We start from the raw sequence: 14,393 nt of genomic DNA, 5'->3' as shown, positions 1-14,393 counted from the left end.
CTGGCGAGTGCATCGATCAAAATGTAATCGAAAAACCGATCACAATTGGCGTTGCGTGGGCGCGTGGGCCGAATGTAATCGAAAAACCGATTACATTGGGCGTTGCGTGGGCGCGCGGGCCAGATGTAATCGAAAAACCGATCACATTCGGCATTGCGTGGGCGCGCGGGCCAAATGGTAGGTCTATTTCTATCATTTTCGCAAAATAGCCAGTCCATGCAAACTATACCCGAGCAGACTCTTGTCCTCACAGGTCCGCAGATGAAGCTGAAGCCAGCGTTCAAAATCTTCTTGCTGTGCCTCATTGATGTGCTTGGCAAACAGATAACCGACGCCGTCTGTTCCAATATGGGCCACAAGCTCTGTGTGATAGGCCGCTGCTATGCGTTCCATTTCCAAGGGGGACATATGTAGGAATAGACCATCTTTCGTCTGGTTAGTATGCCAGGTAAGCACATCATCCATATTCCTAACCTATCGCCTATGCTTAATAACGAAACGGCAGCATTGTTAATATATGAGACTGCCAGCAGCCCTCCCGGCTTCAGCACGCGCAGGCATTCGGCCATGGCCAGCTGCCGGTCTTCATTGCCGATATGATAAAAGGCTCCCATGTTCAAAACAACATCAAAGGTTTCACTGTCAAAACGGGATAAATCCGTGATGCTTCCTGCATACATATCGGCCAATACCGGATGCTTGCTCTGCTTCTCTCTTAGGATATCTACATGATAAGGAACGAGATCTCCAGCTACAACCTTATGCCCCAATTCTGCCAGTGGAAAAGAGTAATTCCCTGTCCCTGCGCAGCCGTCAAGAATGTAGGCTTCCGGCTTAAACAGCTTCTTGAAGTAGGCCATCGTTGTGATCCATTCTATCTGATGACCGTTATCCCTGGACAGCCTTCCTTCTTCATCATAGGAATCATAGTAATCCGTTATCGCATTCGCCATATTGCCCTCCTTAAAGTTGGCCGGGCCTTATCAAGAAAAACTGCCCTCCCCCAACCATAACGGATCGGGAGAGGGCAGCCTATGACCTAAATTACTTGAAGATCCGCTGCGAGAACTGGTACAGTCCGCTGCTCCAGACCTTGCCTTCATGTCCGCCGACATCCAGATACCACAGATGCGGAACATTCATGCTGGTTAGGCTGTTATGGAAGTTCTGGCTGATATACAGCAGGCCGTCGGAAGCACCGCAGGAGAGCCAGAGCAGCTTCAGCTGGCTGGCCGTCTGCGCCGGATTCGTGATCAGCTGTGAGGCCGGCTTCGTATTCGGAGCAGAGGAGAACGCGCCGATCCAGGAGAACTTGTCCAGATGCTTGAGCCCGAAGTTCAGCGTCTGGCCGCCGCCCATCGATAAGCCGGCCAGGGCGCGGTTTTGCTTGTTTTTGTATACCGGGAAGTGGGAATCGACATAAGGAATGAGATCATTGATCAGGTCGAATTCAAACCGCTCGAAGGCGGCTACCTTGTCCGGTGCATAAATATCGCCGATCGGGCGGTCATCCGCCATCGCGCGGCCATTCGGGAACACGACAATCATCGGCTCCAGCTTGTTCTGGGAGTACAGGTTGTCCAGAATGTTCCGTGGATTCATCCCGTTCAGCCATTCGTTCTGATCTCCGCCGATGCCGTGCAGCAGGTAAAGAACATTGTAGGTCTTGGAAGGGGTATAGCCCGGAGGGGTGTATACCATTGCGTTTCTTGACTTACCTACGGTAGTCGAATAATAAGAAATCTGCTGTACGTTGCCGTGGGGAATATTATTGCGGTATCCGTCATAGCCTTGCGGAGCGGGAGTGATGGTACTGGTTATAGCCGCAGCGGCATCCGCAGAGAGGCTCAACTCCTGCTCTTCGGCTACCGGCGAGGCATAGGACATAGCGGGCAGCATCAGCGCTGCCGTCAGAGCCAAAGCGGCAATACGAGTCATCATCTTCTTCATTTCACATATCCTCCTTAGTTTAAATAGATTAGGCCAAACCTGATTCATCCGTCCTCTTATGTCCCTCTATGAAGCAGAGCTCTTCTTTTACGGCATAAAATGTAAGCGCATCCACCATAAGGATACCATATATAACATATTATGTAAATTGTATTTTTGGGATTTTTTGATAGATTTTAGAGTCATCCAGCGGCTAAGCTGTAGTCATACCGGAAGAGGCAGGGTAATAGACAGATATAGAAGCTTTAACTGTAGCCACAGCAATCCCGGCGCGGAAACGTTACAGGCACGATCATCCGGAATGCGGCGGGACCCAAGGACTGGAGGGATGGATCATGATAGGACAGAGTGTATCAGGAATCAGTCCGGTACAGGTCATCATGGCCTACGGCGGCACACAGAGCGATGTCAGCTCACTGGAGAAGCAGCGGGATCGGCTGATGCTGGAGCTGGACCGGGTGAACGCGGGACAGAGCAGCGAGGCCGTGCCCTACCGCCGTGAGCAGCTGCAGCGGCAGATCCGGCTGCTGGAGGTTCAGCTTGCACGCAAAGCCGGCAGCAGTACTTCCACCGACGTAAGCACAGCCTTCCAGAATGTCCAGGGTCCGCTGATGAGGACCGAGTGGAAGGGGTTCCTGAAGGGGATCGGCCAGACGGATCCGCAGACAGCGACAGTAAATGCAGAGGGGCGTTTCGAAGCATTCATCTAATGCATAACATCTAAGGTTAACAGATGGTGCAGAACAGTATAATTGTGTCCCTGGAGAGTGGGTTTGCCACCCTCCTTTCTTTTTGGCCCGGGATTATAGTAAGGAATGACTCTATGTATCCTGCTGGAAATTGAAAGCGGTTGCCTGGAGCCAAATCGATCTGGAGGAGGTATTTATGCTTACTCGCAAAGTATTGAGATTGCTGCTGGTGCTTGCCGTCGCATTCACGGGGTTCATCCCGCAGACCGCCGGTGCGGCTGAACCGGAACCGGGAACGGAACCGGTGCCGCAGGTGGCCGCCGCTGGCCCGGCAACCATCCAGAATTACCCGATGCCGTCTATCTATACTCCGTCTTCTGTTTACTCGTTGAAGGTGAACAATGAGGCGGTCCCCGTCGTCAAGTATTTACCCGACTATGATTATGCCCAGTTCTCCTTTGAAGGAACCATTAGCCTTGAGGTGACGGCAGACAAGCCAATCACCTCGTATTCGATCAGCCCGCTGGCCAAGAACATCACGGGAACGGTCAACGGCAACAAGCTGACCTTCACCCTGTCGGCCTCTACCTATGTGATCGTCGACATTAATGCACCTGCGAACGAAGACCCGAATGAGAAGGACCCGGACAAGCGCCGCAAAAGACTCGTGATCGCCGCCGATCCGCTGGAGACAGACATCCCCGCGTCCTCCGGCCCGGGAATCTACAATGTGACCGCTGCACCGTACAACGCAGACAAGACGGGGGCAACGATCACCTCGGGCGCCATCCAGCAGGCGATTGATGCTGCCAATCAGGCCGGAGGCGGTATCGTCTATATTCCGGCGGGCGTATATAAGAGCAGCAATCTGACCCTCAAAAGCAATGTTACGTTCTATCTGGCCGGGGGTGCAGTCATCGTCGGTACAGGCCGGGGCGAGGACTACCGGAATGACTTCCGCAAGGATTCGATCTCGGATGGAACCTATTTCATCCGCACCGCCACCAATTCCGTGAATATCACCATGCGGGGGCGCGGAACGATCGACGGAAAAGGGATAGAAATGCGCAAACGCAAGATGACCAACCCGCCTGCAACCCATAAGCAGGGAGAGGGATTCATCAATAACCTGGTGGTGCCGATGGCGACCAGCAACTTCAAGTTCGACGGGTTAACCCTGCGGGACGGCGGCTTCTGGGCGTTCCTGGTGGTCCGCTCCGATAACGTGACCATCACCAACTATAAGGGATACCAGGATTTATTTACGCTTGAGGATGATGCCATCGATATTAACGAGAGCCAGAACGTGCTGGTGAAGCATGTCCTTGCCATCTCGGATGACGATACCTTCTCCACCAAGACCTGGCCGCAGAAAGGAATGTCCAAGGACTGGCCGGGAGCCATCGAGCATCTGGAGAATGTGGTCTTTGAGGACTGCTTCGCCTGGACACGCTGCGCCGCCTTCAAGCTGGGGATGGGCATATGCACGCCGCAGATTGGCGTAACCATCCGCAATTCGTATGTCTATCAAAGCGCGCGGGCGCTGCTGGTGGATCATGCCTATACAGAGAATCCGCTCCCGGTCGAAGGCTGGGCCCAGGATGTGACCTTCGAGAATATCGATATTGAACGGGTGGGCATCAACCAGTTCGGCAATTACTGGCTGCGGGTCTCCACCAGTACATCCGGTGATGTAAGCAATGTCATTCTCCGGAACATCAATGTCCGCGAGACGGGAGGAGATTCCCCTATTCAGGGCAATCCCACCAGAGGCGGGATGGTGAACGGGGTAACTTTTGAAAATGTGGTGGTCAAAGGAACGCTGGCGAAGAATCTCAGTGACCTGAAGGTGAGCATCAAGAATGAGAATGTAAGCGGGGTAGTCTTCGCGAATACGGATCAGGCCTGGTTCAGCGATCACTTCACCTCCGGGCTGCTCCCGGATTGGACCGTGGCTTCAGGTGCCAACAGTTGGGCGGTAACCGATCGAACAGGGAACCGGGTGCTGTCCACCAGCCAGACCACGACGGCGCTGATTACCGCCAAGGCCGGTATATCCTGGACAGATTACACGTATGAAGCCAGAGCCAGACTGCCTCTCATTAATGGAAGCGAGAACGCAGGCATTGTCTTCCGGGTGCAGGATCAGAACAACTTCTATATGTACCGGATTGATGCCAGCACAAGCCAGCTGCAGCTCTACAAGGCTGTAGCCGGAACGTTGACGCAGGTCTCGAACACCTCGTTCGTGCCTGTCAAGAACCAATGGTATACCCTTAAGGCGACGGTCCAGGGCAACACTATCAAAGGGTATGTGGACGGAGTGCTGAAGACAACATGGACCAATCCGGTCAATGAATTAACCTCGGGCGGAATCGGCTTCCGCACCACTTCAGCCGGGGTCTGGTATGATGATGCCAAGGTGACCGCCATTCACAATCCGCCCACGGATATCACTCTCAGCGCTACCCAGGTGCCGGAGCTGACTACTCCAGGCGGTGTAGTGGGCACCTTCACTACAGCACATCCGGATGCGGGCCAGACCTTTATTTACGCGCTGGTTCCGGGGCAAGGAGACGCCGATAACAGCAGCTTCTCCATTGCCCCGCAGGGAGACAGGCTGACCCTCCGCACTACGCCGGATTATGAAGCGAAGAGCAGCTACAGCATCCGGGTGAAGAGCATTGACGCCAATGGCCTGTCTCTGGAGAAGAGCTTCACGATTCAGGTTACAGATGTGGACGAGACTCCGATTGATGCCAATCCGAATTCCGTCCGGTTCACGGATAACTTTGAGGATGGGAATACGACGGGCTGGACGGCTGCCAGCGGGACCTGGAGTGTAACCACAGATGGCAGTACGAAAGCCCTGATCCAGACAAAAGGAAATGGGGCGGGGCTCATTACAGCCGGGGATTCATGGCAAGATATTGCTATGGAAGCCAAAGTGAAGGTTCCCATCGCGAATGCCAATGCCGGAATTCTCTTCCGGGTGCAGGACGCCAACAACTATTACATGTACCGGATCAATGTCAACGACAAGAAGCTGGAGCTGTTCAAGGCAGTAAACGGAACGTTGACCCCCGTGTCCAGTTCACTTTTTGCCGATGCGGCTGCGGGCCAGTGGTATACCCTGAAGGCGGTCATCAAAGGGAATAGAATTCTAGGCTTTGTGGACGGCCAGTTAAAGCTCGAATGGACGAACCCGCAAACGGAATTAACTGCAGGGAAGATCGGCTTCCGAACAACCTCCCAGAATGCGGTGTTCGATAATGCCCGTGTTACAGGGATACAAAAGGTGACGGCCAATGCGCTTAAGACGGTAACACAAGATGTGTATGAAACGGTTACGCCTGAAGGCAACCGGCTCAGCGTTAGCCCGGGCAGCCCTTTTGCAGGGGAAACACTTACCCTGACGGCCGAAGGCCATAACCAGAGCCTGGTACCTGCCAACCCCGGAGATGAACGTTATCATCCGGAGGCCTGGAGCTCCACAGAGGAAGGTATGGCAGGCGTCTTCACCGTAACGGATGATGTGTATCAGGCTGCATATGTTCCGTCTGCTGTAGGTGATTACAAGATAACCGTTATCTACCGCAAGCAGATATGGGACGGCTCAGCCTGGGCCGATACGGAGCTGACGGATACCCTGATTGTGGACATTAAGGTAATTACTAAACCGGCAGACGTAGAGGATGACAGCACCACTGAGCTGAAACCGCCGGTCCTCGGTTAACAAGAGATTTATATCCCCATCCTGGTGTGTAAGCAGTGATGCTTATGTGCCAGGATTTTTTTGTGCTAAAAATAATTAGCGTATAAGTGCAACCGTTACCCGGAATTCTCTACTATATAGATAAGAGGATGCTAAAGGAGAAACTAGCAGATGGAAGATCAGGGAATCATTCAGCTATACTTGCAGCGCTCACAGCAGGCCATCACGGAAACCCGGAACAAATATGGTGCTTACTGCCGGGCGATCGCCAGGAACATTGTCGCGAACCCTTCCGATACCGAAGAGTGTGAGAACGATACATACCTGGCTGCGTGGAATGCTATTCCGCCTAACCAGCCGAGGAGGCTGCCGGTGTTCCTGGGGCGGATCACCCGCAATATCGCGCTCGATAAGTATGGGTATAATACGGCCAAGAAGCGGAGCCGCCAGCTTGAGGTGATTCTGGAGGAGCTGGAGGACTGCCTGCCCGCAGCAGAGACGGTGGAGACCGAGTATGCCGCCGGTGAAACCGCGCGGTTGATCAACGAATTTCTGTACGGGCTGGAGGAGGGCACACGAAATTTATTCATCAGGCGGTATTGGTATGCGGATTCCATAGAATCCCTCGCCGGCAGGTTCGATATGAGCAGCAGCAAGGTGAAGTCGAGCCTGTTCAGGACCCGGAACAAGCTTAGAATTCATTTAGACCAGGAGGGCGTTCACCTATGAAGCGGGAGGACTTGTATAAGGAGATCGGACTGATTGACGAGGAATTGATTGCGGCGGCCGAACACAGCGGAGTAAGAGGAAGGGGCAGGAGAGGCCGGTTCTCCAAAAGATGGATCGCACTGGTCGCCTGTCTGGTCGTGTACAGCTCAACTTCTACAGTGCTGCTCGCCACAGAATACACCAGAAATAAAACGGAGGAGCCCTACATCCGTTATTTAACAGTGGAGGATATGGAGTTGGCACCTCCCGCGCAATATCAGGCGGACAAATTCCTCCAAGCCTTAGCCAGCGGCAACGATGAACATGTCTACATTGCGGTAAACCGGCTGGTGGAGAGCTTCAATGATCCGAAGGCGCGGGAGCTGGCGTTGCAGAAGCTTCAGCCTTTGCTGAAGGATGATTCTCCGAAGATCGCGGGTGCGGCTGCTTTTGCCACAGATATCCTGTCGAAAAGCTACCAGAGTCCGTATCTCCACAAAATGGCCGACGGGAGCATCGTATTCGCCTTATTCAACAACTATTCGGATTACGGTACCCAGAATGTACTGTGGCGCATACAAGATGATGTGCTTGAACCCTATTTCAGCTTCGCGGCCCCTTCCATGTACATTAAGGAAATCCTCCCGTCACCGGACCGGAAGCTCCTGGCAGTGGTCACCGGCTCTAACAAAAGTGAATTCGTGCAGATCCTGAATGTGGAGAAGGGGACGATCAGCCCGGAGCTGGTAGAGTCGGCTAGGATCAGACACGGCGCGCAGCGCAAGCTGGATACCTGGGTCCGCCCGGATCATGAGAATTACAGCTATCCGAGTCAACTTGTGTGGAAAGATAATGACACGTTAGCGTTCGAGGGCTCCCTGGCCTACGACGACACAGCGGTTATCGAGAATGTTAGTGTGACGTACCGGTTCAAGGATAAGGTCATGGAGATTGCCGACCTGAAGTAAAGTATGCGGTGCCTTGCAAGAGCTGCGAATGGATAATACATCCGTCCGCGGCTTTTTTGATGTTTTGGGGTCCCCGCAAAGTACCTGAGTCATCACCTACGCTAAAGCCCCACTTTGTGGGGTTATTTTGCTATGTGGTGGAGACAATTTAAGAAAGTTTTAATCTTTACCCGACTTGTTCTTAAACAGTTGAGCCTATTCTTGAGTACAGGGAGGGAGCAACTTGAAGAATTGGGCCCGTAAAGATTCATCGATTGCATGGTTATTTCTGGCACCCAGTGTGGTTGGGTTCGCCCTATTCTATCTGATTCCGTTCGGCATGGGCGTGTTCTACTCCTTCATGGACCGCACGGTGGGGGGCCACTATGTGGGACTGGATAATTACTGGGAGGTCATTGCGGGCGAATCCTTCCGGAAGGCGGCCTCTAATACCTTCTACTTCAGTATGGTGAGTGTTCCCCTGCTGATTGTGCTGTCGCTGGGACTAGCGCTGTTGCTGCACAGGAAATTGTATTTTCAGAAATGGCTGAGAACTGCGTACGTACTCCCGCTGGTCGTGCCTGTAGCCTCGATTATCTTGGTCTGGCAGATCCTGTTCGACTGGAATGGGGTGCTTAATGCCTGGCTGAGCGGCTTCGGCCGGACGCGGGTGGACTGGATGAAGACGGAGGCTGCGCGGAATGTAATCATGCTGATGTATGTCTGGAAAAACATCGGGTATAACGTGATCCTGTTCCTGGCCGGCTTGCAGCAGATTCCGAAGGATTATTACGAGACCGCCCAGATTGAGGGGGCCGGCCGTCTAAGGCAGTTCCGGAGCATTACGCTGGTCTATTTAACCTCTACGATGTTTTTTGTCGTCATTATGTCGGTCATTAATTCCTTCAAGGTCTTCCGGGAGACGTATCTGATTGCCGGAGCTTACCCGCATGACAGTATCTATATGCTTCAGCATTATATGAACAACATGTTCCTGTCGCTCGACCTTCAGAAGATGACGGCTGCATCCACCCTGATGGTCGGCGGCATTCTGATCATCGTGCTGGGATTGTTCGCTATGGAACGCCGCTACCGGCGGTATATGGAATAGAGGTGAAAGAGGTCTTGGCAGTTGGTAAAGTCATACAAAAGCTGACGTTAACCGTCCTGATGGGGGCGGTTGCCCTCCTGATGCTGTTCCCGATCGGGGTGACCCTCATCAATTCGTTCATGAGCAGCCGCGAAATCGGGATCAATTACGGCCCCATCGGACAGATGAATCCTGTCATTCAAGGCAGGAGCGATCCGTTCGCCAATCTGAAATGGCTGCCGGATCAGGTCTCCCTGGAGCAGTATGGCAAGGTGCTGATGGACAGCCCGATGTACCTGTCGATGTTCTGGAATTCAGTATTCCTGGTGGTGCCGATCATTGCCGGACAGACGGTGATCGCCGCGCTCGCGGCCTATGCGTTCTCCAAGCTGAGATTTCGGGGCCGGGAATTCCTGTTCCTGGTCTATGTCCTGACGATGCTGATGCCCTTTCAGGTCACGCTGGTGCCCAATTATATTATGGCTGACCGGCTGGGGTTATTAAATAGCCCGGGGGCCATTATCTTGCCCGGAATTTTTGCCGCCTTCGGAGTATTCATGCTCAGGCAGTTCATGCTGGATATCCCGTATGCCTATATTGAAGCGGCTAAGATGGATGGGGCCGGACACTTGCGGATTTTCTATACGATTATTGTTCCGATGGTCCAGCCGGGCCTGGCCGCTCTGACGATTCTGTTATTCGTCGATTATTGGAATATGGTGGAGCAGCCGCTTATTTTCCTGGACGACCCGCTCAGACAGCCCTTATCTGTCTACTTATCGAATATCAGCAGCGAGAAGGGCCTGGCGTTCGCCGCATCTATGATCTACATGGCACCGATGGTTCTGCTGTTTCTGTATGCGGAGACGTACTTCATCGAAGGGATTCAACTGTCGGGAATCAAGGGCTGATGTTCGTGTGTGAGGGATTTTAATGGCAGGAGGAGATAGAAGGAATATGGAGACTACAGGAGTGCCCGCAGACCGCAGGCGCAAAAAAAATATCAGAACAGCCTTCCTTCTGCTCATGGGCGTGTTACTCTTCTTCACCTTCTTCAGCAATACGCTGCAGTCGTTGACCTTGCCCAAGGTGACCACGGTCAAGCCGCAGACCAAGAGCCTCGAATTCACGCTGGAGGGCAGCGGGAAGCTTACGCCCGTGAGTGAAGCGAAGCTCCTGAATGCCAGCGGCTGGAAGGTCCGGCAGGTTCTTGTGAAGGAGGGGGACCGGGTCACGAAGGGGCAAACACTGATCCGCTATGACAGCCAGGCCGCCGAAGCGGAGCTGAAGGATGAAGTCGCGGCGCTCGATAAGCAAAAGATCGCGCAGCAGACGCTGCAGGATCAGTTCATTCAGACGTATGCGGAAGGCGATGAGCTTCAGATTCGCAAGGCCCGGCGCGAGATTGAAGCGGGTAAGGTCGATCAGGTCACCCAGGCGCGGAAAATTGCCGGATTGAGAGAGCGGTTAACGGCGCAGCAGCAGCTTACGGCACCCTTCGACGGGGTGGTCACCCAGGTGAATGCCATTGCGGGAATGCTGTCCGCGGGGGAAGCGGATCTGGTCCTGTCGAGCAGCAGCAAGGGGTATCAGTTCGGCTTCACGGCGGACGCGGAGCTGTTATCCAGCCTCGGGGTTACCTTAGGGGAGCAGCTTGAGGTGCAGGTTCATCCGGCACAGGGCCAGCAGGCCCGTTCCTTGCAGGGTAAGGTTGCAGAGATCAAGGACGCTCAGGCGCGTACCGACAGCGCATCCGCTGAGGAGAACGTCAGGGTGGAGCAAATTGCGCAGAAGAATGTCTTCATTGTGCTGAATGAAGAGTCGCTTAAGGGGGGGGAGCAGGTTCAGATTAAGCTGAAGAAGCCTTCCTGGGAGGAGGGACTCCTCGTATCCAATAAGGTTATCCACCAATTGGGTGAGCGAAGCTATATCTATAAGATCGAGGAGCAGAGGGGGGCGCTGGGCAATACCTTTATCGCCCGCGAGGTTACGATCCACTCCAGTACAACCAATGGCATAGACAGCATCATCCAGACGGATAATCTGTATGAGGATGAGCTGATTATTCTGGAGAGCAGCGAGCCCCTGCAGGACGGGAACCGTGTACGTCTGCAGTAGCCATAGGAGTAAGGCATTTTCTACGAATAATTATTGGGAGGTATTTGAGAATGAAGATGAAGAAGATGGGCTTTCTAGGAATGATTCTTGCTTTTACAACGGTGATGACCGCATGCAGTTCGGGGAGCAGCGCGGAAGCTCCAAGCACAGACGGCAAGACCGTTCTGACATTATCGGTTAGGCAGGACAGTGAGTTCTACCGTGCGCTGGAGAAGAAGTTTGAACAGGCCTACCCTGATATTGACTTGCAGGTGCAGGCTTACAAGGCGATCGGTGAGAAAGCGCAGGATTATGAGAAATACATCAAAAGCACCGGAACGGCACTGCTCTCGGGCAAAGGCGCCGATATTTACGAGACCAGCACTCTGCCGGTCAGTGATTACGTGAACAAGCAGCTGTTCCTGAATATGGACGATTACCTGAAGCAGTCACAAACGCTGAAGCAGGAGAATCTGGAGCTTAATGTGTTGAACGCCCTGAAGCTGAACGGGGGCACCTATCTCATCCCTTCCGGGTACAATCTGAGAGCTTTCATTGGAGACGGGGATGCGCTTAAGAATGCGAATGTGGACGATAAGAGCTGGACCTGGCAGCAATTCAGCGGGATTGCCAAACCGATGATTGAAGCCGGGCAGAAGGCAGGGTCCGGGCACCGCTTCGCACTCCAGGAGTATCCGCCGGAGATGCTGCTTCAGGAGATGGTCGTGGACGGCTATAACCAGTTCGTAGACGCTGCGGCACGCAAAGCCAAATTCGATTCCCCTGCCTTCATATTTATGATGCGGCAGATTAAAGAGATGTATGACGATGGAGTGATGAGCGCCGGCTCGGGGGAAGCCGATAATCAATTGTTCTATTCCGCCGTTCTGCAAACCCCGGCTGATTTCGTCAATGTTCCGTATACTTACTTCACCAATCCGCAGCTGCTGGATAAGCCGCATAGCGGAAATTCCGGCACCATGCGGATTATTCCGGTCTCCACCTTCTCGATCCAGGCCAAATCGCCGGTGGCAGAACAGGCTTGGAAGTTCATGGAATTCCTGCTGTCAGAGGAAGTGCAGAACCTGCAGCGTGAAGAAGGCTTCTCCCTGCTGAAGTCGGTAAACGACAAGCAGCTTGGCGAGCTTCAGCAGGAAGTGAAGGGCGGGACGTATAAGCTTCCAGACGGCAAGTCTGCAAGTGTGCCTGACGAGCAATTCAAGGTATTCAGAGAGATGATGAATACTGCGGATAACTTCGCCATGCTGGATGTCAAAATTCTTTCGATTGTCGGAGAAGAGGCGGGAGGCTTCTTCAGCGGACAGAAGACCGCGGAGGAAGTGGCGAAGCTGATTCAGAACAAGGCGACTACCTACCTGAACGAATAGATTCAGGCCTAGGAGGGTTCCGGTATGAAGCGAGTTACTATTCTGATCGCAGAGGACGAGAAAGAGATTGCCGGCCTGATTGCCCTGCACCTGGAGAAGGAAGGGTATCACTGCATTCAGGTATTCGACGGCCAAGCGGCCGTGCAGGCTATTCAGTCCCAATCCATTGATCTGGCCATCCTGGATATTATGATGCCGAAGCTGGACGGATACGAGGTCACCCGCCAGGTGCGGGTGAAGCATAATCTGCCGATTATTTTCCTCAGTGCCAAGACCTCTGACTTCGATAAGATTACCGGTCTTGTCATGGGCGCGGACGATTATATGATCAAGCCCTTCAATCCGATGGAGCTGCTGGCCCGGGTCAATTCCCAGCTACGGCGCTCCCTGCAGTTCAGCCAGCCTCAGGGTGCCCATCTGACTTCGGTTCTGGAGCTGGGCGGGCTGATCATCTCCCCTGACCAGCACACCGTTACGCTGTATGGCGAAGAGATTGACCTTACGCCGAAGGAATTCGACATCCTCTATCTGCTGGCGAGCCACTCGAAGCAGGTGTTCAGTGCAGAGAGTATCTTTCAGCAGGTATGGGGCGAGGCGTACTATGAGAGCGGGAATACAGTGATGGTACATATCCGCACCCTGCGCCGGAAGCTGGGAGAGGATCAGAACAAGGAACGGTTCATCAAGACCATCTGGGGTGTCGGGTACACGTTCAATGCCTAAGAGACGCCGGGGATTCAGAACCAGACTGGTTCAGTTACTGGGCGTAAGCATGCTGCTCTCTGCCGGGATCACCTACGGGATCTTCAAGCTGCTTCAGCTCTATTACGCCGGGGTGAAGTGGGAGGACCCGGAGGCGGAAATCCGCCGGTTCATCTACAGGATCGGAGACTTCAATGTGTCTCTGATGCTGTTCATTCCAATCATGCTGATCTTATTCTTCATGTTCACCAAGCCGTACATCCGCTACCTTAACGAGATTTCCAAGGGGATTCATCATCTGGCGGGCGGAGATTTCCAGAATCAGGTGCGGATTGCCTCCAGGGATGAGTTCAGCGCAATCGCAGAGGATCTGAATGTGGCCGGAGCCAAGCTGCAGGAGGCCGTACAAAGAGGTGATTTCGCCGAGAGCAGCAAGGACCAGCTAGTCGTCAATCTGGCGCATGATCTGCGTACACCACTGACGTCCGTTCTCGGATATTTGGATCTGATTCTGAGGGATGAGCAATTACCAGTGGAGACGATCCGGCATTACGCGACGATTGCCTTCACCAAGTCCCAGCGGCTGGAGAAGCTGATTGACGGGCTGTTCGAGATCACCAGGATGAACCATGGCACACTGCCTGTGGTGAAGACATATCTGGATATTACCGAATTGCTGCGGCAATTGAACGAGGAGATGTACCCGGTATTCGAGCGCAATGGCCTGACCTCCCGGCTGAATGTGACTCCTGGCCTAATGATCTACGGGGACGGGGATCTGCTGGTACGCGTATTAGGCAATCTGCTGACCAATGCCGCCCGTTACGGGCAGGAAGGCGGTTATGTGGATATTAACAGCCGCCCAGATTCAGGTTCAGTAGCGGTTGAGGTCATCAATTACGGAAATCCCATTCCGCCGGAGGAGCAGCCGCATATCTTCGAGATGTATTACTCGGGGGACCGGGCACGGACACATCAGGAGGGCGGGACCGGCCTGGGGCTGTTCATTGCACGCAATATTGTAGAGCAGCATGACGGTAGCCTGTCTGTAGAGAGCAATGAGCTGCGGACGAGGTTCGAGGTCCGGCTGCCGCAAGCTTAAGCGAA

General features: G+C 53.5%; 13 protein-coding genes. 10 read left to right on the top strand and 3 right to left on the bottom strand.

The genetic code is table 11. The features are described 5' to 3' along the window. Positions 1-192 precede the first annotated feature (192 nt). The 3 genes from MKY12_RS31030 to MKY12_RS31020 form a co-directional block, all read right to left on the bottom strand. A complete protein-coding gene (locus tag MKY12_RS31030; RefSeq protein WP_339252389.1) occupies positions 193-393 on the bottom strand; it encodes a hypothetical protein in 201 nt (66 codons plus the stop codon). Then, positions 381-953 (bottom strand): class I SAM-dependent methyltransferase, encoded by a 573-nt coding sequence (locus MKY12_RS31025; RefSeq protein WP_339312128.1) that lies wholly within the window; start codon positions 951-953, stop codon positions 381-383. Before MKY12_RS31025 ends, MKY12_RS31030 begins: the two co-directional genes overlap by 13 nt. Positions 954-1,044: 91 nt before the next feature. Beyond that, complete coding sequence (locus tag MKY12_RS31020) at positions 1,045-1,950, bottom strand: alpha/beta hydrolase-fold protein (RefSeq protein ID WP_339252385.1); 906 nt, start codon at positions 1,948-1,950, stop codon at positions 1,045-1,047. A gap of 335 nt (positions 1,951-2,285) precedes the next feature. Between MKY12_RS31020 and MKY12_RS31015 the strand changes: the two genes are divergently transcribed. The 10 genes from MKY12_RS31015 (at position 2,286) to MKY12_RS30970 (ending at position 14,388) form a co-directional block, all read left to right on the top strand. After that, the gene (locus MKY12_RS31015; protein ID WP_339252383.1) at positions 2,286-2,660 is read left to right on the top strand and encodes a hypothetical protein; all 375 of its coding nucleotides are present in this window, start codon (positions 2,286-2,288) and stop codon (positions 2,658-2,660) included. Between the two features lie 175 nt (positions 2,661-2,835). Beyond that, on the top strand, positions 2,836-6,375 hold the full coding sequence (locus MKY12_RS31010) for a family 16 glycoside hydrolase (RefSeq protein WP_339312126.1): 3,540 nt from the start codon (positions 2,836-2,838) through the stop codon (positions 6,373-6,375). Between the two features lie 150 nt (positions 6,376-6,525). Beyond that, the gene (locus MKY12_RS31005) at positions 6,526-7,083 is read left to right on the top strand and encodes a sigma-70 family RNA polymerase sigma factor (RefSeq protein WP_076080690.1); all 558 of its coding nucleotides are present in this window, start codon (positions 6,526-6,528) and stop codon (positions 7,081-7,083) included. Beyond that, positions 7,080-8,030, top strand: a complete 951-nt coding sequence (locus MKY12_RS31000) for a hypothetical protein (RefSeq protein WP_339252378.1) — start codon at positions 7,080-7,082, stop codon at positions 8,028-8,030. The genes MKY12_RS31005 and MKY12_RS31000 overlap by 4 nt, the downstream gene beginning before the upstream one ends. A 223-nt stretch (positions 8,031-8,253) precedes the next feature. Continuing rightward, positions 8,254-9,120 (top strand): sugar ABC transporter permease, encoded by an 867-nt coding sequence (locus MKY12_RS30995; protein ID WP_339252376.1) that lies wholly within the window; start codon positions 8,254-8,256, stop codon positions 9,118-9,120. A 14-nt stretch (positions 9,121-9,134) separates the two neighbouring features. Next, a complete protein-coding gene (locus tag MKY12_RS30990) occupies positions 9,135-10,010 on the top strand; it encodes a carbohydrate ABC transporter permease (RefSeq protein ID WP_339252374.1) in 876 nt (291 codons plus the stop codon). A 46-nt stretch (positions 10,011-10,056) separates the two neighbouring features. After that, on the top strand, positions 10,057-11,217 hold the full coding sequence (locus tag MKY12_RS30985; protein ID WP_339252372.1) for a biotin/lipoyl-binding protein: 1,161 nt from the start codon (positions 10,057-10,059) through the stop codon (positions 11,215-11,217). A 50-nt stretch (positions 11,218-11,267) separates the two neighbouring features. Then, positions 11,268-12,584 carry an ABC transporter substrate-binding protein gene (locus MKY12_RS30980; protein WP_339252370.1) on the top strand — a complete coding sequence of 439 codons (1,317 nt, stop codon included), beginning with the start codon at positions 11,268-11,270 and terminating at the stop codon, positions 12,582-12,584. A 24-nt stretch (positions 12,585-12,608) separates the two neighbouring features. Next, positions 12,609-13,307: a response regulator transcription factor gene (locus MKY12_RS30975; RefSeq protein ID WP_339252368.1), complete on the top strand. Its 699-nt coding sequence runs from the start codon at positions 12,609-12,611 to the stop codon at positions 13,305-13,307. Beyond that, positions 13,300-14,388, top strand: a complete 1,089-nt coding sequence (locus MKY12_RS30970; protein ID WP_339252366.1) for a HAMP domain-containing sensor histidine kinase — start codon at positions 13,300-13,302, stop codon at positions 14,386-14,388. The genes MKY12_RS30975 and MKY12_RS30970 overlap by 8 nt, the downstream gene beginning before the upstream one ends. The last annotated feature ends 5 nt before the right edge of the window (positions 14,389-14,393 follow it).

Origin of the sequence: Paenibacillus sp. FSL M7-0896 (genome assembly GCF_037975415.1) — a bacterium.
Taxonomy (GTDB): domain Bacteria; phylum Bacillota; class Bacilli; order Paenibacillales; family Paenibacillaceae; genus Paenibacillus_AQ; species Paenibacillus_AQ silagei.
This window is presented reverse-complemented; position numbering and strand designations above follow the sequence as displayed.

Excerpts from the sequence above, each read along its gene's own strand:
- MKY12_RS31030 (WP_339252389.1), bottom strand. The coding sequence starts at position 393 with ATGGAACGCATAGCAGCGGCCTATCACACAGAGCTTGTGGCCCATATT.
- MKY12_RS31025 (WP_339312128.1), bottom strand. The coding sequence starts at position 953 with ATGGCGAATGCGATAACGGATTACTATGATTCCTATGATGAAGAAGGA.
- MKY12_RS31020 (WP_339252385.1), bottom strand. The coding sequence starts at position 1,950 with ATGAAGAAGATGATGACTCGTATTGCCGCTTTGGCTCTGACGGCAGCG.
- MKY12_RS31015 (WP_339252383.1), top strand. The coding sequence starts at position 2,286 with ATGATAGGACAGAGTGTATCAGGAATCAGTCCGGTACAGGTCATCATG.
- MKY12_RS31010 (WP_339312126.1), top strand. The coding sequence starts at position 2,836 with ATGCTTACTCGCAAAGTATTGAGATTGCTGCTGGTGCTTGCCGTCGCA.
- MKY12_RS31005 (WP_076080690.1), top strand. The coding sequence starts at position 6,526 with ATGGAAGATCAGGGAATCATTCAGCTATACTTGCAGCGCTCACAGCAG.
- MKY12_RS31000 (WP_339252378.1), top strand. The coding sequence starts at position 7,080 with ATGAAGCGGGAGGACTTGTATAAGGAGATCGGACTGATTGACGAGGAA.
- MKY12_RS30985 (WP_339252372.1), top strand. The coding sequence starts at position 10,057 with ATGGAGACTACAGGAGTGCCCGCAGACCGCAGGCGCAAAAAAAATATC.
- MKY12_RS30980 (WP_339252370.1), top strand. The coding sequence starts at position 11,268 with ATGAAGATGAAGAAGATGGGCTTTCTAGGAATGATTCTTGCTTTTACA.
- MKY12_RS30975 (WP_339252368.1), top strand. The coding sequence starts at position 12,609 with ATGAAGCGAGTTACTATTCTGATCGCAGAGGACGAGAAAGAGATTGCC.
- MKY12_RS30970 (WP_339252366.1), top strand. The coding sequence starts at position 13,300 with ATGCCTAAGAGACGCCGGGGATTCAGAACCAGACTGGTTCAGTTACTG.